The organism is Ramlibacter sp. AN1015 (assembly GCF_037726105.1).
Classification (GTDB): Bacteria; Pseudomonadota; Gammaproteobacteria; order Burkholderiales; family Burkholderiaceae_C; genus Ramlibacter.
Genome location: NZ_JBBJUM010000003.1, coordinates 294,966 through 320,041, shown reverse-complemented (window position 1 = coordinate 320,041; position 25,076 = coordinate 294,966). Strand labels below are relative to the sequence as shown.

Sequence of the window (25,076 nt, the reverse complement as noted above, 5' to 3'; positions counted from 1 at the left end):
CGCAGGCGCTGGCCTGCATCGCCACGAAAAAGGGACCCGAGGGTCCCTTCTTGATGCTCCGCTCCGCGTCGATCAGAGCGAATCGATGAAGCTGCGCAGCTTGTCCGAACGGCTCGGGTGCTTGAGCTTGCGCAGCGCCTTGGCTTCTATCTGGCGGATGCGCTCGCGGGTGACGTCGAACTGCTTGCCGACCTCTTCCAGCGTGTGGTCGGTGCTCATCTCGATGCCGAAGCGCATGCGCAGCACCTTGGCCTCGCGCGGCGTCAGGCTGTCGAGGATGTCCTTGACCACGTCGCGCAGGCCAGCCTGCATGGCCGCCTCGATCGGGGCGGTGTTGCCGGTGTCCTCGATGAAGTCGCCCAGGTGCGAATCGTCGTCGTCCCCGATGGGCGTTTCCATCGAGATCGGCTCCTTCGCGATCTTCATGATCTTGCGGATCTTGTCCTCGGGAATCTCCATCTTGGCCGCCAGGATGCCGGCGTCGGGCTCGAAGCCGAACTCCTGCAGGTGCTGGCGCGAGATGCGGTTCATCTTGTTGATGGTCTCGATCATGTGCACCGGAATGCGGATCGTGCGGGCCTGGTCCGCGATCGAGCGCGTGATGGCCTGCCGGATCCACCAGGTGGCGTAGGTCGAGAATTTGTAGCCGCGGCGGTATTCGAACTTGTCGACCGCCTTCATCAGGCCGATGTTGCCCTCCTGGATCAGGTCCAGGAACTGCAGGCCGCGGTTGGTGTACTTCTTGGCGATGGAGATCACCAGCCGCAGGTTGGCCTCGATCATCTCCTTCTTGGCATCGCGCGATGCGGCTTCGCCCTCGTTCATGCGCTTGTTGATCTCCTTGAGCTCGCCCAGCGGCACGACCACGCGCGACTGGATGTCGGTCAGCTTGGTCTGCAGCTCCTGGATAGGCGGGATGTTGCGCGCGATCACGGTGCTCCAGGGCTTGGCCGCGGCAGCCTGCTTTTCGACCCACTTGAGGTTCAGCAGGTTGGGCGGGAACTCCTTGATGAAGATCTCCTGCGGCATGCCGCACTTGTCCACGATGATGCGGCGCAGCTCGCGCTCTTTCTTGCGCACGTCATCGACCTGGGTGCGCACCATGTCGCACAGCTTCTCGATGGTCTTGGCCGTGAAGCGGATCGTCATCAGCTCGGTGGAGAGCTCATGCTGCGCCTTCTGGTAGGCAGGCGTTCCGTAGCCTTCCTTGTCGTAGATCGCGTGGATCTTCTCGAACAGTTCGGCGATGCGGCTGAAGCGCTCCAGCGCCTGGTTCTTGAGCTCCTCGAGCTTCTTGGTGAGCGCCTTGGAGCCGCCGTTGCCGTCGTCGTCGTCGTCGGCATCGAACTCGTCGAAGTCTTCCTCGGCCACGTAGTCGTCGGCCTCGTTGGGGTTGGAGAAGCCATCGACCACGGTGGAGATGACGACCTTGCCCTCGCGGATCTCGGCCGCCATGCGCAGGATCTCGGCGATGGTTGCGGGCGAGGCGGAGATGGCCTCCATCATGGCCTGCAGCCCGCCTTCGATGCGCTTGGCAATCTCGATCTCGCCCTCGCGCGTGAGCAGCTCGACGGTGCCCATCTCGCGCATGTACATGCGCACCGGGTCGGTGGTGCGGCCGAACTCGCTGTCCACGGTGGACAGGGCGGCTTCGGCTTCCTCTTCGGCTTCTTCCTCGGTCGCGGCGGTGGGACCGGTGTTGGTCAGAAGCAGGGTCTCGGCGTCCGGGGTCTGCTCGTACACGGCCACGCCCATGTCGTTGAGCATGGACACCACGACCTCCAGGGTCTCGGCCTCGACCAGCTTTTCAGGCAGGTGGTCGGTGATCTCCGCGTGGGTGAGGTAGCCGCGGGTCTTGCCCAGCTTGATCAGCGTCTTGAGCCGCTGGCGCCGCTTGAGCATTTCCTCTTCGGTGAGGACGGTCTCGTCCAGGCCGAACTCCTTCATCAAGGCACGTTCCTTGGCCTTGCTGATCTTCATGCGCAGCGGCTTGACCTTCTCGGTCGTGGCCGTCTCCGTCTCGGCGGCCGGCTCTTCGGAGAACTCGGCTTCGATGTCGGAGAGGTCCTCGTCCTCGGTCTCCGCGGCCGCGGGCTTGGCCGACGCCGTGGCGGCCTTGGGTTTGCGGCCCCGCTTGGCGGGCGCCTTCGCCGCCGCATCGGATTCCGTAGCCGCCTTCGGCGGGCGGCCCGGCTTCTTCTTCACGACGACTTCATCGGCCCCGGCAGCGACCGTGGCCGTCTTCTTGAGGTCTTCCTTGGCGGCAGCTTTGTCGGTGGTCTTTGCAGTGGTCTTCGTAGCAGGCACAGGCTTGGCTTTCGTGGTTGGCTTGGCAGCCGGCGGCACCGCGACCACCTTCAGGGTGGGCTTGGCTGCGGCTGGGTTACCGAGATGAATTGCGGGTTTGATCGTTTTCTTCGCGGCGGGTTTCGCTGCGGCCTTGGCTGACTTTTGTGCGGGCATGTACGAGGTCCTCTGACATCTGAGGGAACACCAAACACGAGCGCGCCAACGGACCCGGCGCGGGGAAGACGAGCGCCTAGGCCCCGACGATCCGGGACGCTGCGGCGCAGGGGCAAGATGGGTGGGCGAACATTTGGAGTGCAGTCCTTGCGGTGAAGTGGCGCTGTCGTGTGCGTGTCCGCATGTCACGGTCGGCCGGGGCCCGGAGGTGCTGCTGTCGCTCTTGCCGCGAGCAAACCGCACATTATAGCGAAGGCCGTATTTTTCAAGACCCTGGCAGGGTACTCGATCGCGTGCTCGCCACAAGCTGGCGCAGCCGTTCGTAGGCTGCGGGGTCGCTCGCGGCACGCAGCGACAGCGCCTTCATTTCCTCTGCGCGCAAACGGTCGCGCTCGCGCTCCAGGATGTGCGCGAGCTCGGCTGGATCGTTCTCGATCGCCTCGGGCAGACGCGCCATCAGCGTGGAGGCGAAGCTTTCGTACTCATGTCCTGTCAATGCGGGGCGCAGGGCCTCCCAAGGCAGGGGGCCCTGGTCGTGCAGCCGGGCGTCGAGCCACGCGAACAGCGGGCCGTGTGGCGCAGGCAGCGCGCACAGGAGGTGGTGGTCGTCGTTGGACAGGCGGGCCCAGCTCGCGGCGTCGGACAGCAGAATCTGCAGGGCGCGGTCGGCGCGGCCCGGCGGCAGGGCGCGGCCTCGACTGCGACCGGGCGCGGCCGCGTCCGCATGCTCGGGGTTTTGGCGATTTGCCCAGCCGGTGCGGCGCCCGCCTTTCGGATGCGCCTGGCGCTGCTGCCCGCTACCGCTCAGGGGGCGGCCGCTCCAGAGCGCGGCGAGGTCGTGCGCATCGAGCTGAGCGAGCCCGGCGATTTCGCCGAGCAACTGGCGCTTGAGCGCGCCATCGGGCAGCAGGCTCCACAGCGGTTTGGCGGTGGCCGCCATGTGGGCACGCCCCTCGGCGGTCGCCAGGTCGCACCCTTCGCGCGCCGTATCGACCAGGAAGCGCGACAGCGGCGTAGCCTCGCCCACATAACGCGCGAATGCATCGCGGCCGTGCGCGCGGATGTAGCTGTCGGGATCGTGGTCGGGCGGCAGGAACAGGAACTTCACGCTGCGCAGGTCGGTGGCATAGGGCAGGGCACCCTCCAGTGCCTTGCGCGCCGCTCGCCGCCCGGCAGCGTCGCCGTCGAAGCTGAAGACCACGCTGTCGGTGAAGCGGAACAGCTTTTGGACGTGCTCGGGCGTGCAGGCGGTGCCTAGCGTGGCCACGGCATTCGGAAAGCCGAGTTGGGCCAGCGCAACGACGTCCATGTAGCCTTCGGTGACGAGCACATAGCCATGCTCGCGCAGCGCCTGCCGCGCTTCGAAAAGCCCGTAAAGCTCGCGCCCCTTGCTGAATACGGGCGTCTCGGGCGAGTTGAGGTACTTGGGCTTTTCGTCCCCCAGCACCCGCCCGCCGAAGCCGATGCACTCGCCCTTGACGTTGCGGATGGGAAAGATGATGCGGTCGCGGAAGCGGTCATAGCGCTTGTCGTCTTCCTCATGGACGATCACCAGGCCGCTTTCGCTGAGCAGTGGGTCGTCGTAGGCAGGAAAGACGCTGGCGAGGGACCGCCAGCCTTCCGGCGCATAGCCCAGCCCGAACTGGCGGGCGATTTCACCCGACAGCCCGCGCTGCTTCAGGTAGGCGATGGCGCGCGGGGCGTTCTTCAGGTGCTTGCGGTAGGCGTCGGCCGCCTTCTCAAGTACCTCGCTGAGCGTCGCCTGCTTTTGCCGCTGCTCGGCGGCCCGCGCACGGTCCTCGGGCGAACGCTCGTCCTGGGGGATCTGCATGCCGTATTCGGCGGCCAGGTCCTTCACCGCATCGACAAAGCCCATGCCGGTGTGCTCCATCAGGAAACCCAGCGCGTTGCCGTGCTTGCCGCAGCCGAAGCAATGGAAGAACTGCTTGGTCGGGCTGACGGTGAACGAGGGCGACTTTTCGCTGTGGAAGGGGCACAGGCCCGAAAAGTTGGCGCCTGTCTTTTTCAGGGGCACATGGCGGCCGACGATCTCGACCACGTCGGCGCGGGCCAGCAGTTCCTGGATGAAGGTGTCGGGGATGGCCATGGGGAGTCGGTCGCTCACCCGTATTGTGACGAGGGCGACCGACGCGCCGCCGCGACGCCCCTGCGGCTCACTCGCCCATCACGACGCCCTCGCGCCGCGGGTCGGCGCCGCCGATCCATCCGCCGGGCCTGCGCGCAATAGCCTGCAATCCGCTCGTCATGGCCTGCTCGCGCACCTCGGCGCCGCGCCCGCGCACGGCCTCGACGGTTGCTGGCGGAAAACGCCTCTCCTCCAGCAGCGTGGGGCCGTTGTTCGAGCCGAAGTTCGGCAGGTCGATCGCACTCTGCGGCGAAAGGCCCCACCCGAGAACGCCCTGCAGCGTCTTGGCCGTGAAATGGATGATGAGGGCCCCGCCAGGGCTGCCGGCGGTCATGGCGAGCTGGCCCGTGGTCTTGTCGAACACCAGTGTGGGCGCCATCGACGAGCGCGGGCGCTTGCCCGGCTCGACGCGGTTGGCGATGGGGCGGCCCTGCGCGTCGCGAGGTGCGAAGCTGAAGTCGGTCAGCTCGTTGTTCAGGAGGAAGCCGCGCACCATCTGCCGCGCACCGAACTGGTCCTCGATGGTGGTCGTCATCGCCAGTGCGTTGCCCCAGCGATCGACGATGCTGACGTGGGAGGTGCCGAACTCGGGTTGCTCCGGCATGGCTCCATGCGCCCGCCGCTCGCCGGGGGGCGTGCCGGGCTGGGCCGTTCCCATGCTGCGCGGCCCGATCAGTGCCGCCCGCTGGCGCAGGTACGCGGGGTCGAGCAGGCTCATCCAGTTGCCAGCGGGCGGCTGCACGAAGTCAGGATCGGCCAGGTACTGGGCGCGGTCGGCGAACGCCAGGCGCGCCGCTTCGGTATAGAAGTGCAGCCATTCGGCCGAAGGCAGGCCGTCCTGCAGGGGCAGGGCGGCGGCCGGCGTGTGGTTCAGGATGCCCAGGATCTGCCCGACGGCGATGGCGCCCGAGCTCGGCGGCGGGAAGCCGCAGACGCGCCAATCCTTGCCGCCCGCGCGCCAGTCGTGACACAGCGCTTCGCGCCTCTTGGGCTGGTAGGCAGCCAGGTCGGCCATCGAGAGGCGTCCGGAATTGGTGGGGTGCTGGCGCACCTTCTCCACGATGGCCTGCGCGATTTCCCCTTCGTGCAGCGCCGCGGACCCTTCTGCTGCGATGCGGCGCAGCACCGCTGCGAGGTCGGGGTTGCGCAGCGTGTGGCCTACAGGATGCGGATCGCCGTCCGCGCGATAGAAATAGGCGGCGGCGATGGCGTCGTTCTTCAGGTGGGCGTCGTTGCGCAGCAGCGTGTGTAGCCGTGGGCTCACCTTGAAGCCGGACTCGGCCAGGGTGATCGCCGGCTGGATCAGTTGTGCCCAGGGCAGCTTGCCGTGTTGCCGGTGGGCTGTCTCCAGCATGCGGACGGTTCCGGGCACGCCCACCGAACGTCCGCCGACCACGGCCTGGTAGAACGGCAGCGGCTTGCCGTCCGGGCCGATGAACAGGTTCTCGTCGGCGGCCGCAGGTGCGGTCTCGCGGCCGTCGAAGGCCTCGGTTCGCCGGCCGTCGTGGTGCAGCAGGAAGGCGCCGCCGCCGATGCCGCTGGACTGCGGCTCGACCAGAGTGAGCACCATCTGCACGGCCACGGCCGCATCGACGGCAGTGCCGCCGGCCTGGAGCACCTGATTGCCGGCGTCGGTGGCCAGCGGATTGGCCGCAGCGACAGCCCAGCGGGTGGTGGTCCACCCCGGCTTTTCGACAATCGCCGAAGCCGCCTCGGGTTGCGCAGGAGGCTGGTAGTCGAAACGGGCGCCGGGAGTGTTGGCGGCGCAGGCGGCGAGCAGCGCCGCCACGCCGAGGATGCCGAGCTGGTAAGTCATGGCGTCTCCGGAGGGGAGGGCCATATTAGCCGCGGGCTCGGCCGCAGTGCGCTCAGCGCGGCGCCAGCCGGATCGCGCCGTCCAGGCGGATCACCTCGCCGTTGAGCATGTCGTTCTCGAAAATGTGGCGCGCGAGCCTGGCGTAATCCTGCGGCGTGCCCAGGCGCGAGGGGAAGGGCACCGCAGCGGCGAGCGAGTCCTGCACCTCCTTGGGCATGCCGAACATCATCGGCGTGCCGAATATGCCGGGGGCGATCGTCATGTTGCGGATGCCGCTGCGCGCCAGGTCGCGCGCGATGGGCAGCGTCATGCCGACCACGCCGCCCTTGGAGGCGCTGTAAGCCGCTTGGCCGATCTGGCCGTCATAGGCCGCGACCGATGCGGTCGAGATGATGCAGCCGCGCTCGCCGGTGGCTTCGGGCTCGTTGCGGCCCATCGCGTCGGCCGCCAGGCGGATCATGTTGAAGGTGCCGACCAGGTTCACCATGATGGTCTTGGTGAACACGCCCAGGTTATGCGCGCCGTTCTTGCCGACCGTTTTCTCCGCAGGGGCGATGCCCGCGCAGTTGACCAGGCCCATCAGCTTTCCCAGCGAAGCGGCCTTGGTGACCACCGCCTGCGCATCGGCTTCCTGGCTCACGTCGCAACGCACGAAGGCGCCGCCGATCTCCGATGCAATGGCCTCACCCTTGTCCGCCTGCATGTCGGCGATGACCACCGTGCCACCGCATGCGGCGAGCATGCGCGCCGTGCCTTCGCCCAGCCCCGATGCGCCGCCCGTGACGATGAAGACCTTGCCCTTGATGTCCATGGATGCTCCTGGTTTCAGTTGACGTTGACGTAAACGTCACGATTATGTCGGAGCGGCGGCGCGAGACCGCAGGCGGCGCGGCGGGAGGGGCCGCGCGCCGCCGTCAGCGCAGGGTCACTTGAATCCGACGCGGTCGAGCATCTGCTGGACCTTGACGGTGTTGGCGCCCACCGCCGCGAGCGGGATGGTCTCTGCCTTGAACTCACCGCCGTCGGTCATCGCCTGCAGTGCCCGGTTATCGACCTTCACGTTCTTCGCCGTGGGCCACTCGTTGTTGCCGTTGGCGAAGTAGTTCTGGGCTTGCGGGCTCGCCAGGTACTCCAGGAACTTGACCGCGTTGGCGCTGTTCTTGGCGTTCTTGGCAACCGCGCCACCGGCGATGTTCAGGTGGGTGCCCCAGCTGTTCTGATTCGGGAACACCACGCCCACTCGCTCCATGAGGGCCTTGTCCTCGGGCTTGTCAGAGCGCATCAGGCGGGCGATGTAGTAGGAGTTGCTCACCGCAACCTGGCATTCGCCAGCGCCGACGGCGCGGATCTGGTCGGTGTCGCCTCCCTTGGGCTGGCGGGCGAAGTTGGCCACCAGCCCCTTGAGCCACTCCTGCGTGCGCTGCTCGCCCATGTGCTCCATGACGGAGCCGAAAAGCGATAGGTTGTAGGGGTGCGAGCCGGTGCGGATGCACAGCTTGCCCTTGTTCTTGGGATCCGCGAGTTCCTCGTAGGTATCCACGTCCTCGCGCTTGACCTTGAGCTTGTCGTACACCACGACGCGCGCGCGCGTCGAAAAGCCGAACCACGGCGTGCCCTCGGCGCTCTCGCGGCCGCGGTACTGGGCGGGAATAGCCTCTTCCAGCACCTTCGACTTGATGGGTTTGAACAGACCGTCCGCCTCGCCGCGGTGCAGCCGCGCGGCATCCACCAGCAGGATCACGTCGGCCGGTGAGGCCGCACCTTCGGCCTTCAGCCGCGCGAGGATGCCCGCATCGTCGGCATCTACCCGGTTGATTTTGATGCCGGTGGCCTTCGTGAAGTCGGCGTACAGCGCTTCGTCGGTCGAGTAGTGCCGGGCGGAGTAGAGGTTGAGCACCTGATCCTGCGCTGACGCGGCGGTTGCGGCAGCGAGCAAAAGGCCGGCGACGGCGATGGCATTGCGACGATGGGTCATGGGTCCTCGCGAAGTTGGTGAAAGCGGAATGCCGCGCATCATAAACGGAAGCGAGAATGATTCGCAATCAACGGTGTGCAGATTTGACGCTCGAATAGCGTGTTGCGATGTTGGACGGGCCGGGCGCTGCTGCAGTAGGCCGTCCTCGCCACGCGAAAGCGTCACGCAGCGCGGGTGAGCGGCGAAGGCGCTTGGACAGGCTGCGGGCGCGGTGGTGACGCACAAAAGAAAAGGCCCCAGCCTTGCGACTGGGGCCAAGGGATCCTGAACCGCAAAGGTGTCGAAGGACCCGAGGAGACAACCTGAAAACCCTGCCTGACAAGCTCAGGCAACGGTTTGGTAACGGCGCTTTCGGCAGAGTTCCCGAAGCGCGCCGGGCCGGATCAGCGCTTGGCGGTGCGCGAGGTGCTCGTCGATTTGGCTGCGTTCACGGCCGTGGTGGCGGCGGCGTTGAAGTTGGCTTCGGCGACATCGGAGGCCTGCTTCACGGCCTTCTGGACGGACTCGAGTGCGTTGTTGCCGGCAGCAACGGCGCTCTTGAAGACAGCGACGGCGGTCTCGCTTCCGGCGGGTGCGTTCTTGGCTGCGTTATCGACGACAGCCAGGAACTTCTTCTGCACGTCGGCAGCTTGTGCTTCGAAGGTCTTGCCGAACTCGCTGCCGGCGCCGGAGGCGATCTCGTAGAGGTGGCGGCTGTACGAAGCGGTCTTCTCGGCCAGGGGCTGGAACAGCGAGGCTTGCAGAGCCAGCAGTTCCTGGGCGTCCTTGGTGGTCAGCAGTGCCTGGGTGGTCTCGGCGGCTTCGGTGATGGCGGCCTTGGACGCCGTCATGTTCAGTTCGACCAGTTTTTCGACGCCTTCGAAGGCTTTGGCGGTCAGGCCGAACAGGGTTTCGAGGTTGGCTTTGTGGGAGGCCAGGACTTGTTCTGCGGTCAGCATGTATATCTCTCCAAGAGGTGGGTAGTGGTACTTCGGGGGGTATTGCTGCTCCGCCGGAACTTCCATGTTGCGCCGCAGCATAGGCTGAATTGTAGGGGCGGTGGCGCGCATTGCAAGCGGTTTTTGCTGCATCGCACCATTTCTCGAAAAGCCAACCCGGCAGTGAGTCCTACGCTGGCGGCCGGACAATGGCGCGCATGCAGGTGTTCTATGCCACGCAGTTCGTGTTGCCGCTTCCGGCCGGGCACCGCTTCCCGATGGCCAAGTACCAACTGCTGCGCGATCGCCTCGCAGCCGAGCTGGCGGACGTGCGGCTGATGCAGGCGCAGCCGGCCAGCGATGGCGAACTGGCTCTGGCGCACGCGCCGGCGTATATACGCGCCATCGCCGACGGTTCCGTCGATCCGGCCGTGCTGCGGGAGATCGGCTTTCCCTGGAGCGAGGCGATGGCCGAGCGGGCGCGTCGATCCGTCGGCGCGACGATCGCCGCCTGCCGCGCGGCGCTGCGCTCGGGAGTGGCAGCCAACATTGCAGGAGGCACGCACCATGCAGGCGCCGCGCGGGGCGGGGGCTTCTGCGTCTTCAACGACGCGGCCGTGGCAGCCCGCCTGATGCAGGCCGAGCAGGGCAGGGCGAACCGCCGGCGCCTTCAGGTGGCGATCGTCGATCTCGACGTGCACCAAGGCAATGGCACGGCGAGCATCTTCAGAAATGACCCGAGCGTCTTCACCTTGTCCCTGCACGGCGCCAAGAACTTCCCGTTTCGCAAGGAGCGCGGCGACCTCGACGTCGATCTGCCCGATGGCTGCAATGACGCGGAGTACCTGCATGCGCTCGACGCCGCGCTCGACGAGCTCGAACAGCGCTTTTCTCCCGGACTCGTGATCTATCTCGCCGGCGCCGATCCGCACGAAGGCGACAGACTCGGGCGCCTGAAGCTCACGTGGGACGGCCTCGAGGCGCGCGACCGGCGTGTCTTCGATTGGGCCTGGCAGCGCGGCGTGCCGCTCGCCTTCGCCATGGCGGGTGGCTACGGCCGACGCATCGAAGACACTGTGCAGGCGCAGGTAACTACCTTCGCGGTGGCACTGCAGTACTGGCGGCGCTGGCAGAATCTGCCGCGATGAGCGAGAAGAACACCGCCGACCGGCCCCAGCCCGAACCGCGCAGCGCTTACCGGGCGTTTCGCACCATCGGCACCCGGTGGGGCGACAACGACGTCTACGGCCACGTCAACAACGTCATCTACTACAGCTGGTTCGACACGGTCGTCAATGCGCACCTGATCGAGCAGGGCGCGCTCGACATCCACGCGGGGGACACGGTGGGGCTGGTGGTCGAGACCCGGTGCAACTACTTCGCGCCGCTCGCGTTTCCGCAGGCCGTCGAGGCGGGACTGCGCGTCGCCCGCATCGGGGGCAGCAGTGTTCGCTACGACATAGGCCTGTTCGCTGCGGGCGAGGAGCACACTGCCGCCCGCGGCCATTTCATCCATGTCTATGTCGATAAGGCAAGCCGCCGGCCCGTTGCGCTGCCGGTCCGGCTACGCCAGGTTCTGGAGGCTCTTTCGTGACTCAATCCCAGGTCGGCACCCGCATCGAGGATCCGCGCAGCGTCGATGCCGCCATCACCAGCCGTTTTTCGGCGCGGGCGTTCCTGCCCACGCCCGTGCCCCGTGCGACCATCGAGTCCATCCTCGAGGTGGCCAGCCGGGCTCCCTCCGGCACCAATACCCAGCCCTGGCGCACCTATGTGTTGCAGGGTGCCAGCCGCGACGCGCTGGTGCAGAAGGTCTGCGCCGCGCACGACGCGGTCTATGCCGACCCGACCCTGTCCGCGCAGTACCGCGAAGAGTGGGATTACTACCCGCAGAACTGGGTGTCGCCCTACATCGATCGGCGGCGCGAAAACGGCTGGAGCCTCTACGGCCTGCTCGGCATCGCGCGCGGCGAGAAGGACCGCATGCACGCGCAGCACCAGCGCAACTTCCGCTTCTTCGACGCCCCGGTCGGCCTGATCTTCACCATCGACCGCATCCTCGGGCGCGGCTCGCTCATGGACTACGGCATGTTCCTGCAGAACATCATGGTGGCAGCGCGCGCGCGCGGGCTGCACACCTGTCCGCAGGCGGCCTGGAACCAGTTCGGTCGCATCGTGCTGCCGCACGTGGGCGCAGGCGAGGACGAAATGCTGGTGTGCGGGATGTCGCTGGGCTGGGCCGACGAGGCTGCGCCGGTCAACGGCTTCCACACGCCGCGCGAGCCGCTGGCCCAGGTCACCCGATGGCTCGATTGACACTGACTCTCCAGGAGGTCCCCGCATGAGCGACAAACCCCGCATCCTGGTGGCACGACCCACCTTCCCCGAAGTAATCGAGCGCCTCGCCGCGCATTTCGAGGTGGAGCACAACCAGGCCGACGAGTCCGGGTCGCCCGAGCAGCTGCGCTCCCGCTTGCAAGGCAAGTCCGGCGTGTTCACCACCGGCGCCGAGCGCATCGATGCCGCCTTGCTTGCGGCCTGCCCGCAGTTGCGCATCTGCGCGAACATGGCTGTCGGTTTCAACAACTTCGACCTGCCCGCCATGACCGCCGCGGGTGTGCTCGGCACGAACGCGCCCGACGTGCTCACCGAGACCACCGCCGACTTCGGCTTCGCGCTCCTCATGGCCACGGCACGGCGCGTCACCGAGAGCGAGCATTACCTTCGCGCGGGCAAGTGGCAGAACTGGAGCTACGACCTCTTTGCCGGCCAGGAGGTGCACGGCACTACGCTCGGCATCCTCGGAATGGGGCGCATCGGCCAGGGCATCGCCCGACGCGGCGCCCACGGCTTCGGCATGCAGGTGATCTACCACAACCGCAGCCGCCTATCGCCCGAGCTCGAAGCATCCTGCAAGGCGCGCTATGTCACGAAGGACGAGCTGCTGCAGGGCGCCGACCACCTCGTGCTGGTGCTGCCCTACACCGCTGAATCCCACCATGCCATCGGCGCGGCCGAGATCGCGCGCATGAAGCCCGGCGCCACCCTGGTCAACATCGCGCGCGGCGGCATCGTGGACGACGCTGCGTTGGCGCTGGCGCTGCGAGAGCGGCGCATCGCCGCGGCCGGCCTGGATGTCTTCGAGGGCGAGCCGCGCGTGCACCCAGACCTGCTCACGGTGCCCAACGTCGTGCTCACGCCCCATATCGCGAGTGCCACCCTGCCCACGCGCCTGGCGATGGCTACCCTGGCGGCCGACAACCTGATCGGCTTCCTCGTGCACGGCAAGGCCGTGACGCCGCTGAACCCCCAGGCGCTGGAGAAACGTTGACCTTCGAGCCGTCCTGGATTTCCGCTGCCGTCGGCGGCCTTACCCTGGTCCTGCTGCTGGTGCTGCTGGCCCTGCTGGCGCGCCGGTCGAACGAGCCGATGCGGGCCGAATTGCTCGCAGCCGGCGAGCGCCTCGAGCGCGAGCTGCGCCGCGAGGTGAGCGAGTCCTCGCGTGGCGCGCGCCAGGAGCTCACGCACAGCCTGACCAGCTTCCAGCAGGCGCTGGTGCGTCAGTCGGCCGAGGCGACCCGCACCCAGAACGCCCAGATCGACGCTTTCGGCCAGCAGCTCGCGCTCCTGCAAAAGAGCCTGGGGGACACGCTCAACGTCCAGCTGCAGTCGCTCGGAGATTCCAACGCCCGTCGCATCGCGGAGGTGCGCGCCACGCTGGAGGCGCAGCTCGCAATCCTGCAGCAGTCGAATGCCGCCAAGCTCGACGAGATGCGCCGCACCGTCGATGAGAAGCTGCAGTCCACGCTGGAGACGCGGCTTGGCGAGAGCTTCCGCCAGGTGGCCGAACGGCTCGAGCAGGTGCACAAGGGGCTGGGGCAGATGCAGTCGCTCGCGCAGGGCGTCGGCGAGCTGCAGCGCGTGCTGACCAACGTGAAGACCCGCGGCATGTTCGGCGAGGTGCAGCTCGAGGCGCTGCTCGAGCAGGTGCTGACCGGCGAGCAGTACGCGCGCCAGGTCGAGACCCGGCCCGGCAGCCGTCAGCGCGTCGATTTCGCCGTGCGCTTCCCCGGCCGCTCCGACGATGGCGTGCCGGTCTGGCTCCCCATCGATGCCAAGTTTCCCCGCGACGACTACGAACGCCTGCTCGATGCGCACGACCGCGCCGATGCGGCGGGCGTCGATAGCGCGGCGCGCGCCCTCGAGGTGCGCATTCGCCAGGAAGCCAAGTCCATCTGCGAAAACTACCTGTGTCCTCCGCACACCACCGACTTCGCCATCCTCTTTTTGCCGGTCGAGAGCCTCTATGCGGAAGTGCTGCGCCGGCCTGGCCTCATGGACGTCCTGCAGCGCGACTACCGCGTCACCCTGGCCGGCCCCACCACCCTGCTGGCCATGCTGAACAGCCTGCAGATGGGCTTTCGCACGCTGGCGCTGCAGGAGCAGGCCTCCGAGGTGTGGAAGGTGCTGGGCGCGGTCAAGACCGAGTTCGAGCGTTACGGGGACTGGGTTGCGCGCATGAAGGAGCAGATGCAAAAGGCCGCCGACACGCTGGACCGCGCCGACACCCGCACGCGCCAGATGCGCCGCGCCCTCAAGGTGGTCGAAGCGCTGCCCGAACAGCAGGCGCAGGCCCTGTTGCCGCAAGTCGAGGACGGCGGTGACGACGACGAGCGATCGTGACACGCATGCGGCGCCGCGCGCCGCGGGCCTGGGATTCGAGCTCGCCCGTTTGATCGCGGGGCAGATCTTCCTGCACGCTTGCATGGCGGGCATGCGGATGGCGGCGCCTCTGATGGCCCTGCGCGAGGGCTACAGCGAAGCGGCGGTGGGCGTTCTGCTCGCCTTGTTCGCGCTCACGCAGGTGTTCCTCGCGTTGCCCGCCGGACGCTACGCCGACCGGCAGGGCGTGCGGCGGCCGCTGGCCCTCAGCGTCGCGGTGGCCACTGCTGGGGCCGGCGCAGCGGCGGCCTTTCCGATCTTCCCCGTGCTGTGCCTGAGCGCCCTGATGGTGGGCGGCGCCACCGGCGTGGCGTCGATCGCGCTGCAGCGGCATGTCGGGCGCGCCGCGTCGGGCGCCACCCAGCTGCGCCAGGTGTTCTCGTGGCTGGCCATCGGGCCGGCGCTCTCCAACTTCCTCGGGCCGTTCCTCGCCGGGCTCCTGATCGACCACACCGGCTTTCGCATCGCGTTCTTCGCCATGGCGCTGCTGCCGCTGGCCACCTGGTTCTGGGTGCGCCGCACGCGCGAGTTGCCGCCGGTCGCCGCGCCACCGGGTGCGCGGCGCGGCGCGGCCTGGGATCTGCTCGCGCAGCCGCAGTTTCGCCGCCTCATGCTGGTGAACTGGCTGCTCTCGTCCTGCTGGGATGTGCACACATTCGTCGTTCCGGTGCTGGGCCACCAGCGCGGCTTGTCCGCGTCCGTGATCGGCACATTGCTGGGTGCGTTCGCGCTGGCCGCCACCTTCGTGCGCATCGCGATGCCGCTGCTCGCCGCGCGGCTGCAGGAGTGGAAGGTGATTACCGTCGCCATGGCCGCGACGGCCCTGCTGTTCGTGGTCTATCCCCTGGTTCCCACCGCCTGGGCCATGGGATTGTGTTCGGTGCTGCTCGGGCTGGCGCTGGGGTCGGTGCAGCCGATGATCATGAGCACGCTGCACCAGACCACGCCCGAGCACCGGCACGGCGAAGCGCTGGGCCTGCGGCTGATGGCCATCAACGGCTCGAGCGTGGTGATGCCCATCCTCTTCGGGGTCGCAGGCGCGGCTGTCGGCGTCGCCGGCGTGTTCTGGTCGGTCGGGGCGCTGGTCGCCGGCGGCACGCGCCTGGCGCTGCGCATGAAGCCGGCCGACTGAGGCGCGACTACAGCCGGTAGAAGCTGCGGATAGCGTCCCAGGCGACCTCGGGCGAGTCGGCGTACTGGAACAGGGCGAGGTCGTCCGGCGAGATCACGCCTTCCTCGATGAGGGTGTCGAAACAGATCAGCCGCTTCCAGTAGTCGGAGCCGAACAGCACGATGGGGACCTGCTTGGCCTTGCGCGTCTGCACCAGCGTGATGACTTCGAACAGTTCGTCGAGGGTGCCGAACCCGCCCGGGAACGCCACCAGCGCCTTCGCCCGCATCATGAAGTGCATCTTGCGCAAGGCGAAGTAGTGGAACTTGAACGACAGCGCGGGCGGAACGTACGGGTTGGCTGCTTCTTCCATCGGCAGCGCGATCGACAGGCCTACGCTGACGCTGCCGGCCTCGTGGGCGCCGCGGTTGGCCGCCTGCATGATGCCGGGGCCGCCGCCGGTGCAGATGAACAGTTTGTCCGCGTCCTCCTTGTCGGCGCTGTAGTGCGCCACCAGCTTGCCGAAGGCGCGGGCCTGCTCGTAGTACTGCGCGTTGCGCGCGAGGGTGCGGGCGCGCCGCAGGGTGGCCTCGTCACCGCCGGCCTCGGCGGCCGCCAGCAGCGCGTCGGCCTCTTCCTGGCTGCGAAAGCGCGCGCTGCCGAACACCACGATGGTGTTCTCTATGCCGTGTTCGATCTGTTCGAGGTCGGGCTTGAGCAGCTCCAGCTGGAAACGGATGCCGCGCGTCTCGCGGCGCAGCAGGAACTCGGGGTCGGCAAACGCGAGGCGGCTCGCGTCGGGCGCGAGCGGCAGCCCCGCATCCGCATGCGCCTGCAGCGTGGCCCAGGCGTCCGCCAGCCGTTGATCGTGGATGTTGCGATTGGTAGCCATGCGACCATTTTGATCGCAATCCGCACCGGCTCCGGTGCGGTGATGGCCCGTCCGGACTATGCAGACGGTCGTGCGCCGCGGCTCGCGAGCCAGCGCAGCAGCGTCGGACGCGCGCTGGCCACGGACTTGTACTGCGCGACTTCCGCGCTCATCGAAGCCAGGCTGTCGTGCAGGCGCTGGGCCTGCCAGGGCTCGGCGACTGCGTCTTCCAGCCGTTGCAGCCGAACGCGGATCGTGAACACCGCCTGCCGCGTCCCGCGCCCCACGGGGAAAAAGGTCTGGCGTTCGGAGCGCAGGAAGCACTGCCGCGCGAAGGCCTCGGCATCGTCCGTCTCGGGCCAGGGCGTGCGCGGCTGGCGGCGCGGATGCTGGTCGTGCCGCCCGGACGGTGAGATGGTCCACACGCGGCGCTCCCAGCGCTCGCCGCCCGTGGCGAGCGCGACGAGCTGGCGCGACGCAGCCAGCAGCACGGCGTTGTCGGCCACGGGTGCGTGCACGGCCGCGAAAGGCAGGCCAAGCTTGTCCTCGGGCGCCCAGTGCGATGGCGTGCAGACGCACAGCCAGGGCAGGGTGCCGCCGTCGCCGTCCAGCACGACCAGGTCTTCTTCAAAGGCAAGTTCGAGCGGAGCGCCGGAGCGCAACGGCCCGTCGGCACCGTCTTGCGCGGCGCGCTGCGCAATGGCTTGCAGCGCCGGGGTGGCATCGAACCCCTCCACCTGAAGCCGCGATGCGCCCCGCGCCAGGACGGCCTGCTTCTCGGCGTACAGCGGCACGTGGGTCTGCAAGGCGGTGAGCTGTCTTGCCGATGCGTCCAGGCGCGACAGGCCCGGCTGCATCCGAAACGGCACGGCGATCTGGCGGAAATCGAAATCCACGGCAGAAAAAGAAGAAGGGCTCCGCAGGGAGCCCTCGGTTTTAGCAGGAAGCGTGTCGCCCTGGCTCAGACGCGTCGGCGATATTCGCCGGTGCGGGTGTCGATCTCGACCCGGTCGTTCTGCGCCACGAAGATCGGCACGCCAATCTCGAAGCCGGTGGCGATCTTCGCCGGCTTGAGCACCTTGCCCGAGGTGTCGCCCTTGACGGCCGGCTCGGTCCAGGTGATCTCGCGCTCGACGCTGGTGGGCAGCTCGACCGAGATGGCCTTGCCGTCGTAGAACACCACTTCGGCGGACATGCCGTCTTCGAGGTAGTTCAGGGCGTCGCCCATGTTCTCGGCCTCGACTTCGTACTGGTTGTACTCGCCGTCCATCCAGACGTACATCGGATCGGCGAAGTAGGAGTAGGTGCACTCCTTCTTCTCGAGCACGATCTGGTCCATCTTGTCGTCGGCCTTGAAGACAACCTCGGTGCCCTGGTTGGACAGCAGGCTCTTGAGCTTCATGCGCACCGTCGCCGCGTTGCGGCCGCCGCGGGCATATTCGGTCTTGAGCACGACCCAGGGGGCGCCGTTCTGCATGATCACGTTGCCGGCGCGGATTTCTTGAGCGATTTTCATAGGTCTGAGGGCTAGGGTTGGGCCGGGCACCGGTCAGCTCGAGCAAGGCCCCGCGAAGGGAAATCGGCAGGGCCGGAAGCGGTTGACCGCGGCGAAAACGCGAGTTGCGCCGGAGCCCGGGTTCCGGCGGTTGGGCGCAAAGCCCGCGATTTTAGCGGGTTCGCGCGCCGCCCTGGCGCGACGCAGCGCACGGGGAGAAATCCCCGCGGCGCCGCGTCTGCGCCATTCAACCGGGCCGCACCGCGCGCAGCAACTCGCTCACCAGCTCGTGCTGTCGAAGCAGGCGCGCCCGTGCGGCGCAGGCCGAGGCCTCCCATCCGTCCAGGTGGAGGGCAGGCAACTGCGGCGTGAACGCGTTCCAGGCGGCGTGGAACGACCGCAGGCTCGGCGGCGCAGCGAACCAGTCGAGGAACGCGTCCAGCTTGGCACGGTGTGCGCACTGCTCCTGGGGATAGATCTGCCACACGAACGGCCGTCCAGCCCACAACGCGCGCACCAGCGAGTCCTCGCCCCGCACGAAGTTGAGATCGCAGCCCCAGAGCAGCTCGTCGAACTCCGGCTGCGTCATGAGCGGCAACCAATGCACGTTCGGGCACTCGTCGGGTCCGAGCGAGGAGCGCACCGCCTCCACCGCTGCGCGAGCGCGGCCAGCGGTTACCAGCAGGTGCGTGTCGGGCTGCTCGCGCGCGAGGAGCCGCAGCAGTTGCGCAAGCGCCGGCGGCTCGTAGCAGAACAGGCTCACCAGCCGGTCCTGCGGTCCGATGCCGCCCAGCGCCGCGCCCATGCGCGCGCGCCAGGCGGACCGATCGAAGCCGCGCTGCCGAAGGTCGAGATCGCGCTCGCGCAGCAGCCCGCCCGTGCCCGGCGTGAAGCCCGGATAGAAGAAGCGTTTGCCCAGGCCCTGCGCCGGCCCGGCCAGCACGGGGGAGGGCAGCAGGTGACAGCGTTCGACCCAGGGTTCTGCGCTCAGGTATTCAAGGTTGATCCAGACGGGCGCGCGACCGGTCGCGCGGGCGCGTTCGGCCATGGCAGCCGCGAACGCGGGGTGCGGATCGCAGCCGAAGGCCTCGACCACCACATCGCCCGGCGGGGGCGCCGCTGCGTCCGTGCCCCAGTGCACCACCTGCACGCCAGGGTGGCCTCCGGGCGCCATCCAGGCCAGCGCGGACGGCTCGTCCACCCAAAGCCGCACCGCTTCGCCGCGCCTCGCCAGTTCGGCCGATAGGCGCCAGCACACGCCGATGTCGCCATGGTTGTCGATGACCTTGCAGAAGATGTCCCAGCGCATGCGCCGGGATAATAGGTGCATGTCCGACGCGCACTCCGAACAGCTGCTGGCCGAGGTGGCGGCCCTGCCGCAGCTGCCGGGCGTCTACCGCTACTTCGACGCCGACGGCGGCGTGCTCTACGTCGGCAAGGCGCGCAACCTGAAGAAGCGGGTTTCCAGCTATTTCCAGAAGAACCACGGCGGCACGCGCATCGGGCACATGGTCGGTCGCATCGCGCGCATGGAGACCACCGTGGTGCGATCCGAAGCCGAGGCGCTTCTGCTGGAAAACAACCTGATCAAGGCGCTCAATCCGCGCTTCAACATCCTCTTTCGCGACGACAAGAGCTATCCCTACCTGAAGATCACCGGCGCCGGCGACAAGGTCGGCGGGCAGGGGCAGAGCGCGGCGGAGTTTCCGCGCATGGCGTACTACCGAGGCGCGGTCGATCGCAGGCACCGGTACTTCGGGCCGTACCCCAGCGCCTGGGCCGTCAAGGAGTCGATCCAGCTGCTGCAGAAGGTCTTTCGCCTGCGCACCTGCGAAGACACCGTGTATGCCAACCGCACGAGGCCGTGCCTGCTCTATCAGATCAAGCGCTGCTCGGGCCCGTGCGTCGGGCTGGTCTCGCGCGAGGATTACGTGCTTGCCGTGCAGGACGCCGAGACTTTCCTGCGCGGCGACACGCAGCAGGTGCTGACGCAGCTCGAGGCCCGCATGATGGAGCACGCCGAGCGGCTCGAGTTCGAGCAGGCGGCGGAGCTGCGCAACCAGGTGAGCGCGCTCTCGCGCGTGCTGCACCAGCAGTCGGTGGAAACCGCCAGCGACAAGGACGTGGACATCCTGGCCGTCAAGGTGCAGGGCGGCAAGGCCTGCGTCAACCTGGCCATGGTGCGCGGCGGCCGCCATCTGGGCGATCGCGCGTACTTTCCCTCTCACGTCGAGGACGCCGCCGCGCTGCAGGCGCTGGACGATCAGCTCGAGGAGGCGGGAGAGCAGCAAGCGGGGGCGCCGCAGCAGGCGCGGCCGTCGGTCCGACCGGTAGAGGTCCAGGTGCTGGAGGCCTTCGTCGCGCAGCACTACATCGGGGTGCCGGCGCCGCCGGCGCTCATCACCAGCCACCCTCTCGATCGAGGGCTGATCGACGCCCTGTCGCAGCAGACCGGCGTGCGCATCGGCGCGGTGCACAACCCGCGCGAGCAGCGCCGCATCTGGCTGGAGATGGCCGAGAAGAATGCTGCGATCCAGCTCGCCCGGCTGCTCGCCGAGGAGGGCTCGCAGCAGGCACGCACGCGCGCGCTGGTGGAGACGCTGGACCTGACGCCCGACGACCTCGACGCGTTCCGGGTGGAGTGCTTCGACATCTCGCACACGGGCGGCGAAGCCACGCAGGCGTCCTGCGTGGTGTTCCACCACCACCGCATGCAGAACGGCGAGTACCGCCGCTACAACATCGAAGGCATCACGCCGGGCGACGACTACGCCGCCATGCGCCAGGTGATCACGCGCCGCTATGGGCGCCTGGCGGAGGTCGGGCGCGACCCGCCCGATGCCGCGCCCCCGTCCGGGCAGGAGGAAGCCGGCGCGCCACCCACTGCCGCCGATGCGACGCCGCCAGCGGCCGCAGCGCCTGCGCGCAAGCGCGGTGCCGGCGGTTCCGCCGCGCGCCTGCCGGACCTGGTGCTCATCGACGGCGGCAAGGGCCAGGTCGGCATGGCCCGCGAGGTGTTCGCCGAACTCGGCCTGGACCTGTCGGTGATCGTCGGGGTCAAGAAAGGCGAGGGGCGCAAGGTCGGCCTGGAGGAACTGGTGTTCGCCGATGGACGCGAGTCGGTTGCGCTGGGGCGCGACTCGGCGGCGCTGATGCTCGTGGCGCAGATCCGCGACGAGGCCCACCGCTTCGCCATCACCGGCATGCGCGCGCGGTTGACCCGTGTGCGCCTGTCGAACAGCTCGCTCGACGGGATCCCCGGAGTGGGGCCGAAGAAGCGGGCGCGGCTGCTGCAGCGGTTCGGCGGCATCCGGGGCGTGGCGTCGGCCGGGGTGGACGACATCGCCACGGTGGAAGGCATCTCGCGCGACCTGGCCGAAGAGATCTACCGGGCCCTGCACTGAGCGTTGGGGCGCGCGAACGCGGCCATGCCAGAATCGCGCGCATGTTCTTCACCGTCCCCACGCTCCTGACCTGGACGCGCATCGTGGCGATCCCGCTGATCGTTGGCGTGTTCTACCTGGGGATGGAGCCGCGCCTCCAGAACCTGATCGCCACGGTCATGTTCGTGGCGTTCGCGCTCACCGACTGGCTGGACGGCTTCCTGGCGCGGCGGCTCAACCAGACCTCGGCTTTCGGCGCCTTCCTCGACCCGGTGGCCGACAAATTCCTGGTCAGCGCGTCGCTGCTGGTGCTGGTGAACCTCGGCCGCGCCGACGTGTTCGTCGCCCTGATCATCATCGGCCGCGAGATCGCCATCTCCGCGCTGCGTGAGTGGATGGCGCAGATCGGCGCCTCGCGCAGCGTCGCCGTGCACATGCTGGGCAAGGTCAAGACCACCGTACAGATGGTGGCCATTCCCTTCCTGCTGTTCGACGGCGTGCTGTTCGGGCTGATCCACACCGGTCGGTGGGGCGCCTGGCTGATCTGGCTGTCGGCGATCCTCACCGTCTGGTCGATGATCTACTACCTCCAGAAAGCCCTGCCCGAGATCCGCAAGCGGGTGCACTGACATGGGCGAGACCACGCAAGACCGCCTGCTGCGGGCCATGCCCGCCGTGTTCGTCCTGATCTGGAGCACCGGCTTCATCGTGGCGCGCTATGGCATGCCGCACGCGCCACCGATGAAGTTCCTGCTGGTGCGCTACCTGCTCTCCGTGCTGTGCTTCGTCGCCTGGGCGCTCGCGGCACGGGCTGCATGGCCCGCCGGCCGCAGCCAGTGGCTGCACCTGTCCATCACCGGTGTTCTCATGCACGCGGGATACCTGGGCGGCGTGTGGGCAGCGGTCAAGGCAGGCATGGGCGCTGGGCTGGCGGCCTTGCTGGTCAGCCTGCAGCCGGTGCTCACGGCCTTGTGGATCTCGGCCGGAGGCGGCACGGTGTCGCGTCGGCAATGGGCCGGCCTCGGGCTCGGGCTGGCCGGGCTGGTGCTGGTGGTCTGGCAGAAGCTCGGTTTGGGCGAAGTCAGTTCCCTCAACTTTGCCCTGGCCGCCATTGCCCTCGTGAGCATCACCACCGGAACCCTCTACCAGAAACGCTTCGTGCAGCCCTGCGATGTGCGCACAGCCAACCTGGTGCAGCTCGCCGCCGCCTTTGTCGCGACGGCCCCGCTCGCGTTCCTCGAGACCGAAGCGATCCGCTGGACGCTTCCCTCCGGCGAGGCCAACCTCGAACTTGCCGGCGCCATGGCCTGGTCCGTGCTCGGGCTCACGCTCGGCGGCAGTTCGCTGCTGTACCTGCTGATCCAGCGCGGCGTAGCCACCTCGGTCACCAGCCTCATGTACCTGGTGCCGCCGACCACTGCGCTCATGGCCTGGGTGCTGTTCGGCGAGCCGATCACGGCGCTCACCGTCGCTGGCGTGGCTCTGACGGCCACCGGCGTGAGCCTGGTGGTGCGCACCCCCGCCGCCCCGGCCGCGAAGGCGGCACGGGTGTGAGTGCCACGCGAGGCACCATGACGAGCTGCTTGCTCGACGGATTCCAGGCCTTCGAGGTGCAGCGCGGCGGTGTACGGCTGCATGCCCGGCGCGCGGGGCAGGGGCCGGCGCTGCTGCTGCTGCATGGCCACCCGCAGTCGATGGCCATGTGGCACCGGGTGGGTCCGCAGCTGGCGCGCAGCTTCACGGTGGTCACTATGGACCTGCGCGGCTACGGCGATTCCGACCGTCCCGCCGCAGGCGAGGGCAGCGCCGCCTACAGCAAGCGCGAGATGGCACTCGACGCGATCGCCGTCATGCGCTCGCAGGGGCAGGAGCGCTTCCAGGTGCTCGCCCACGACCGCGGCGCCCGCGTGGCCCACCGACTCGCGCTCGATCATCCGGGCGCGGTCGAGCGGCTGCTGCTGCTGGACATCGCGCCCACGCTGGCGATGTACCGCGACACCCACGAGGCCTTCGCGCGCGCCTACTGGCACTGGTTCTTCCTGATACAGCCGCCGCCGCTGCCCGAGGCGCTCATCGAATCCGACCCGGTGCGCTACCTGCACAGCGTGATGGGCAACCGCCACGCGGGACTCGGCACCTTCGACCCTGCGGCGCTGGCCGAGTACGCGCGCTGCATCGGCATCGCCGGGAGCGCCGCGGCGATCTGTGCCGACTACCGCGCCAGCGCGGGCATCGATCTCGAGCACGACCGCGCCGACCTTGCCACCGGCCTTCTGCTGGCGCAGCCGCTGCGCGTGCTGTGGGGCGCACATGGGGCCGTCGGCCGCTGCTTCGACGTGCCCGGCCTCTGGCGCGAGCGAGCGACCAACGTGAGCGGGCACGCCGTGGACTGCGGCCACTACCTCGCCGAGGAAGCACCCGACGCGGTGCTTGCCGAGGCGCTTGAATTTTTCAGGAGACGATGAGATGAGCACCAAGCGCATCGCCGTGATCGCCGGCGACGGCATCGGCAAGGAAGTCATGCCCGAGGGCCTGCGCGTCATGGAAGCCGCAGCCAGCCGCTTCAACATCCCGCTGCAGTTCGACCACTACGACTTCTCCAGCTGGGACTACTACGAGCGGCACGGCAAGATGCTGCCCGACGACTGGAAGGACCGCATCGGCGGCCACGACGCCATCTATTTCGGCGCCGTGGGCTGGCCCGAGAAGATTCCGGACCATGTGTCGCTGTGGGGCTCGCTGCTGCTGTTTCGCCGCGAGTTCGACCAGTACGTGAACCTGCGCCCGGCGCGGCTGATGCCGGGCATCGTTGCGCCGGTGGTGCGGCGCGACGGCTCGCCGCGCCAGCCCGGCGAGATCGACATGTACATCGTGCGCGAGAACACCGAAGGCGAATACTCGAGCATCGGCGGCCGCATGTTCGCGGGCACCCCGCGCGAGATCGTGATGCAGGAGACCGTGATGTCGCGCGTGGGCGTCGATCGCGTGCTCAAGTTCGCCTTCGAGCTGGCGCAGTCGCGGCCGAAGAAGCACCTGACCAGCGCCACCAAGTCCAACGGCATTGCGATCACCATGCCGTACTGGGACGAGCGCGTCGCCGAGATGGCGCGCGCCTATCCGCAGGTGCAACTGGACAAGTTCCACATCGACATCCTCACCGCGCACTTCGTGCAGCGACCCGACTTTTTCGACGTCGTGGTCGCAAGCAACCTGTTCGGCGACATCCTGTCCGACCTGGGCCCGGCCTGTACCGGCACCATCGGCATCGCGCCCAGCGCCAACCTGAACCCCGGGCGCAGCGCGCCGTCGCTATTCGAGCCGGTGCACGGCTCTGCGCCCGATATCGCCGGCAAGGGCATCGCCAATCCGATCGGGCAGATCTGGTGCGGCGCGATGATGCTCGAGTTCCTCGGCTACAAGGCCGCGCACGATGCCGTGCTTGCGGCGATCGAGAAGGTCCTGGAGCCGGGCAGCGGTGCCGCCCGCACCCCTGACATCGGCGGCAGCGCACGCACCAGCGACCTCGGTCGCGACATCGCCGCGGCGCTATAGCGGGTGCGCCGCGGCCGATGCGTTCCGGTGCGCGGCCGCTGTTGTAATGCCACAGGTCGTATTGACACGCCTGGGGGCGGTGGCTCTAATCACTCCGGCAGCCACTGCCGCTCAGCTAGGACGCTCCCCTCGATTTCCTGCCACCGCGTGAGGCGCCGCGCGGGTACGGGCGAGCTGTCCTCCAGGTGCGCAGTCGTCGGCATCACAAGAAATCTTTTATCGAGGGGCATCCGTGAACAAGACCGAATTGATTGAGCACATCGCAAAACACGCCGACATCTCCAAAGCCGCAGCGACGAGGGCGCTCGAGTCCATGATCGGTGCCGTCAAGACGACGTTGAAGAAGGGCGGCTCGGTTTCTCTGGTCGGTTTCGGCACCTTCGCGGTGGGCAAAAGGGCCGCGCGCAGCGGGCGCAATCCGCGCACCGGCGACACGATTAAAATCAAGGCTGCCAAGGTACCCAAGTTCCGTCCAGGCAAGGCGCTGAAAGATGCGCTCAACTGAGCGGAACTATCGGTGGGGTGCTTAGCTCAGTTGGTAGAGCGGCGCCCTTACAAGGCGTAGGTCGGCGGTTCGAGCCCGTCAGCACCCACCAATCTCATGCAAAGGCGAACGGCAGTTCGC

General features: G+C 68.0%; 22 protein-coding genes and 1 tRNA gene. 13 read left to right on the top strand and 10 right to left on the bottom strand.

The window, feature by feature from the left end:
• Positions 1 to 72: 72 nt before the first annotated feature.
• The 6 genes from rpoD to WG922_RS06685 form a co-directional block, all read right to left on the bottom strand.
• Positions 73 to 2,463: an RNA polymerase sigma factor RpoD gene (rpoD, locus tag WG922_RS06710; RefSeq protein ID WP_340281546.1), complete on the bottom strand. Its 2,391-nt coding sequence runs from the start codon at positions 2,461 to 2,463 to the stop codon at positions 73 to 75.
• A 265-nt stretch (positions 2,464 to 2,728) separates the two neighbouring features.
• Positions 2,729 to 4,570 carry a DNA primase gene (gene dnaG, locus WG922_RS06705; protein WP_340281545.1) on the bottom strand — a complete coding sequence of 614 codons (1,842 nt, stop codon included), beginning with the start codon at positions 4,568 to 4,570 and terminating at the stop codon, positions 2,729 to 2,731.
• Between the two features lie 67 nt (positions 4,571 to 4,637).
• Positions 4,638 to 6,425, bottom strand: a complete 1,788-nt coding sequence (locus WG922_RS06700; protein ID WP_340281543.1) for a gamma-glutamyltransferase family protein — start codon at positions 6,423 to 6,425, stop codon at positions 4,638 to 4,640.
• Positions 6,426 to 6,477: 52 nt separating this feature from the next.
• The gene (locus tag WG922_RS06695) at positions 6,478 to 7,236 is read right to left on the bottom strand and encodes a 3-hydroxyacyl-CoA dehydrogenase (RefSeq protein ID WP_340281541.1); all 759 of its coding nucleotides are present in this window, start codon (positions 7,234 to 7,236) and stop codon (positions 6,478 to 6,480) included.
• Between the two features lie 114 nt (positions 7,237 to 7,350).
• The gene (locus tag WG922_RS06690) at positions 7,351 to 8,400 is read right to left on the bottom strand and encodes an extracellular solute-binding protein (RefSeq protein ID WP_340281540.1); all 1,050 of its coding nucleotides are present in this window, start codon (positions 8,398 to 8,400) and stop codon (positions 7,351 to 7,353) included.
• A gap of 383 nt (positions 8,401 to 8,783) precedes the next feature.
• On the bottom strand, positions 8,784 to 9,338 hold the full coding sequence (locus WG922_RS06685) for a phasin family protein (protein WP_340281538.1): 555 nt from the start codon (positions 9,336 to 9,338) through the stop codon (positions 8,784 to 8,786).
• Between the two features lie 197 nt (positions 9,339 to 9,535).
• Here WG922_RS06685 and WG922_RS06680 point away from each other — a divergent pair, with 197 nt between their 5' ends.
• Genes WG922_RS06680 through WG922_RS06655 form a run of 6 tightly spaced genes read left to right on the top strand, consistent with a single transcriptional unit; the run spans position 9,536 to position 15,171 of the window.
• Positions 9,536 to 10,465 carry a histone deacetylase family protein gene (locus WG922_RS06680; RefSeq protein ID WP_340281537.1) on the top strand — a complete coding sequence of 310 codons (930 nt, stop codon included), beginning with the start codon at positions 9,536 to 9,538 and terminating at the stop codon, positions 10,463 to 10,465.
• Positions 10,462 to 10,911, top strand: coding sequence for an acyl-CoA thioesterase (locus tag WG922_RS06675; RefSeq protein ID WP_340281536.1), 450 nt, complete (start codon positions 10,462 to 10,464; stop codon positions 10,909 to 10,911). The genes WG922_RS06680 and WG922_RS06675 overlap by 4 nt, the downstream gene beginning before the upstream one ends.
• Positions 10,908 to 11,633, top strand: coding sequence for a nitroreductase (locus WG922_RS06670; protein ID WP_340281534.1), 726 nt, complete (start codon positions 10,908 to 10,910; stop codon positions 11,631 to 11,633). Before WG922_RS06675 ends, WG922_RS06670 begins: the two co-directional genes overlap by 4 nt.
• A gap of 25 nt (positions 11,634 to 11,658) precedes the next feature.
• The gene (locus WG922_RS06665; RefSeq protein WP_340281533.1) at positions 11,659 to 12,648 is read left to right on the top strand and encodes a 2-hydroxyacid dehydrogenase; all 990 of its coding nucleotides are present in this window, start codon (positions 11,659 to 11,661) and stop codon (positions 12,646 to 12,648) included.
• Entirely contained in the window at positions 12,645 to 14,000 is a 1,356-nt protein-coding gene (locus tag WG922_RS06660) for a DNA recombination protein RmuC (RefSeq protein ID WP_340281531.1), read from the top strand. The genes WG922_RS06665 and WG922_RS06660 overlap by 4 nt, the downstream gene beginning before the upstream one ends.
• A gap of 28 nt (positions 14,001 to 14,028) precedes the next feature.
• Positions 14,029 to 15,171, top strand: coding sequence for an MFS transporter (locus WG922_RS06655; RefSeq protein ID WP_340281823.1), 1,143 nt, complete (start codon positions 14,029 to 14,031; stop codon positions 15,169 to 15,171).
• 7 nt (positions 15,172 to 15,178) lie between these two features.
• Here the strand turns inward: WG922_RS06655 and WG922_RS06650 are convergent, their stop codons facing one another.
• From WG922_RS06650 to earP, 4 genes are all read right to left on the bottom strand, one after another.
• A complete protein-coding gene (locus tag WG922_RS06650; RefSeq protein ID WP_340281529.1) occupies positions 15,179 to 16,042 on the bottom strand; it encodes an LOG family protein in 864 nt (287 codons plus the stop codon).
• A gap of 56 nt (positions 16,043 to 16,098) precedes the next feature.
• Entirely contained in the window at positions 16,099 to 16,917 is an 819-nt protein-coding gene (locus WG922_RS06645) for a heme-dependent oxidative N-demethylase subunit alpha family protein (protein ID WP_340281527.1), read from the bottom strand.
• A 65-nt stretch (positions 16,918 to 16,982) separates the two neighbouring features.
• A complete protein-coding gene (efp, locus tag WG922_RS06640; RefSeq protein ID WP_340281525.1) occupies positions 16,983 to 17,537 on the bottom strand; it encodes an elongation factor P in 555 nt (184 codons plus the stop codon).
• Between the two features lie 226 nt (positions 17,538 to 17,763).
• Positions 17,764 to 18,846 carry an elongation factor P maturation arginine rhamnosyltransferase EarP gene (gene earP, locus WG922_RS06635; protein ID WP_340281522.1) on the bottom strand — a complete coding sequence of 361 codons (1,083 nt, stop codon included), beginning with the start codon at positions 18,844 to 18,846 and terminating at the stop codon, positions 17,764 to 17,766.
• Here earP and uvrC point away from each other — a divergent pair.
• The 7 genes from uvrC (at position 18,845) to WG922_RS06600 (ending at position 25,047) form a co-directional block, all read left to right on the top strand.
• On the top strand, positions 18,845 to 20,920 hold the full coding sequence (gene uvrC, locus WG922_RS06630) for an excinuclease ABC subunit UvrC (RefSeq protein WP_340281520.1): 2,076 nt from the start codon (positions 18,845 to 18,847) through the stop codon (positions 20,918 to 20,920). The two genes, earP and uvrC, sit on opposite strands and share 2 nt — an antisense overlap.
• A gap of 41 nt (positions 20,921 to 20,961) precedes the next feature.
• On the top strand, positions 20,962 to 21,528 hold the full coding sequence (gene pgsA, locus WG922_RS06625; RefSeq protein ID WP_340281519.1) for a CDP-diacylglycerol--glycerol-3-phosphate 3-phosphatidyltransferase: 567 nt from the start codon (positions 20,962 to 20,964) through the stop codon (positions 21,526 to 21,528).
• Position 21,529: 1 nt separating this feature from the next.
• On the top strand, positions 21,530 to 22,453 hold the full coding sequence (locus WG922_RS06620) for a DMT family transporter (protein WP_340281518.1): 924 nt from the start codon (positions 21,530 to 21,532) through the stop codon (positions 22,451 to 22,453).
• 17 nt (positions 22,454 to 22,470) lie between these two features.
• Positions 22,471 to 23,364, top strand: coding sequence for an alpha/beta fold hydrolase (locus WG922_RS06615; protein ID WP_340281517.1), 894 nt, complete (start codon positions 22,471 to 22,473; stop codon positions 23,362 to 23,364).
• Position 23,365: 1 nt separating this feature from the next.
• Positions 23,366 to 24,451, top strand: a complete 1,086-nt coding sequence (locus WG922_RS06610; RefSeq protein ID WP_340281515.1) for a tartrate dehydrogenase — start codon at positions 23,366 to 23,368, stop codon at positions 24,449 to 24,451.
• A gap of 232 nt (positions 24,452 to 24,683) precedes the next feature.
• A complete protein-coding gene (locus WG922_RS06605) occupies positions 24,684 to 24,956 on the top strand; it encodes an HU family DNA-binding protein (protein WP_340281513.1) in 273 nt (90 codons plus the stop codon).
• A gap of 15 nt (positions 24,957 to 24,971) precedes the next feature.
• Positions 24,972 to 25,047 (top strand) — tRNA-Val (locus tag WG922_RS06600).
• Positions 25,048 to 25,076: the final 29 nt, after the last annotated feature.

Bases quoted from the DNA above. Each gene is read 5' to 3' on its own strand.
- WG922_RS06615 (WP_340281517.1), top strand. From the start codon at position 22,471: ATGACGAGCTGCTTGCTCGACGGATTCCAGGCCTTCGAGGTGCAGCGC.
- WG922_RS06685 (WP_340281538.1), bottom strand. From the start codon at position 9,338: ATGCTGACCGCAGAACAAGTCCTGGCCTCCCACAAAGCCAACCTCGAA.
- WG922_RS06665 (WP_340281533.1), top strand. From the start codon at position 11,659: ATGAGCGACAAACCCCGCATCCTGGTGGCACGACCCACCTTCCCCGAA.
- WG922_RS06695 (WP_340281541.1), bottom strand. From the start codon at position 7,236: ATGGACATCAAGGGCAAGGTCTTCATCGTCACGGGCGGCGCATCGGGG.
- efp (WP_340281525.1), bottom strand. From the start codon at position 17,537: ATGAAAATCGCTCAAGAAATCCGCGCCGGCAACGTGATCATGCAGAAC.
- WG922_RS06620 (WP_340281518.1), top strand. From the start codon at position 21,530: ATGGGCGAGACCACGCAAGACCGCCTGCTGCGGGCCATGCCCGCCGTG.
- dnaG (WP_340281545.1), bottom strand. From the start codon at position 4,570: ATGGCCATCCCCGACACCTTCATCCAGGAACTGCTGGCCCGCGCCGAC.
- uvrC (WP_340281520.1), top strand. From the start codon at position 18,845: ATGTCCGACGCGCACTCCGAACAGCTGCTGGCCGAGGTGGCGGCCCTG.
- WG922_RS06680 (WP_340281537.1), top strand. From the start codon at position 9,536: ATGCAGGTGTTCTATGCCACGCAGTTCGTGTTGCCGCTTCCGGCCGGG.
- rpoD (WP_340281546.1), bottom strand. From the start codon at position 2,463: ATGCCCGCACAAAAGTCAGCCAAGGCCGCAGCGAAACCCGCCGCGAAG.
- WG922_RS06610 (WP_340281515.1), top strand. From the start codon at position 23,366: ATGAGCACCAAGCGCATCGCCGTGATCGCCGGCGACGGCATCGGCAAG.
- WG922_RS06675 (WP_340281536.1), top strand. From the start codon at position 10,462: ATGAGCGAGAAGAACACCGCCGACCGGCCCCAGCCCGAACCGCGCAGC.
- WG922_RS06650 (WP_340281529.1), bottom strand. From the start codon at position 16,042: ATGGCTACCAATCGCAACATCCACGATCAACGGCTGGCGGACGCCTGG.
- earP (WP_340281522.1), bottom strand. From the start codon at position 18,846: ATGCACCTATTATCCCGGCGCATGCGCTGGGACATCTTCTGCAAGGTC.
- pgsA (WP_340281519.1), top strand. From the start codon at position 20,962: ATGTTCTTCACCGTCCCCACGCTCCTGACCTGGACGCGCATCGTGGCG.
- WG922_RS06690 (WP_340281540.1), bottom strand. From the start codon at position 8,400: ATGACCCATCGTCGCAATGCCATCGCCGTCGCCGGCCTTTTGCTCGCT.
- WG922_RS06700 (WP_340281543.1), bottom strand. From the start codon at position 6,425: ATGACTTACCAGCTCGGCATCCTCGGCGTGGCGGCGCTGCTCGCCGCC.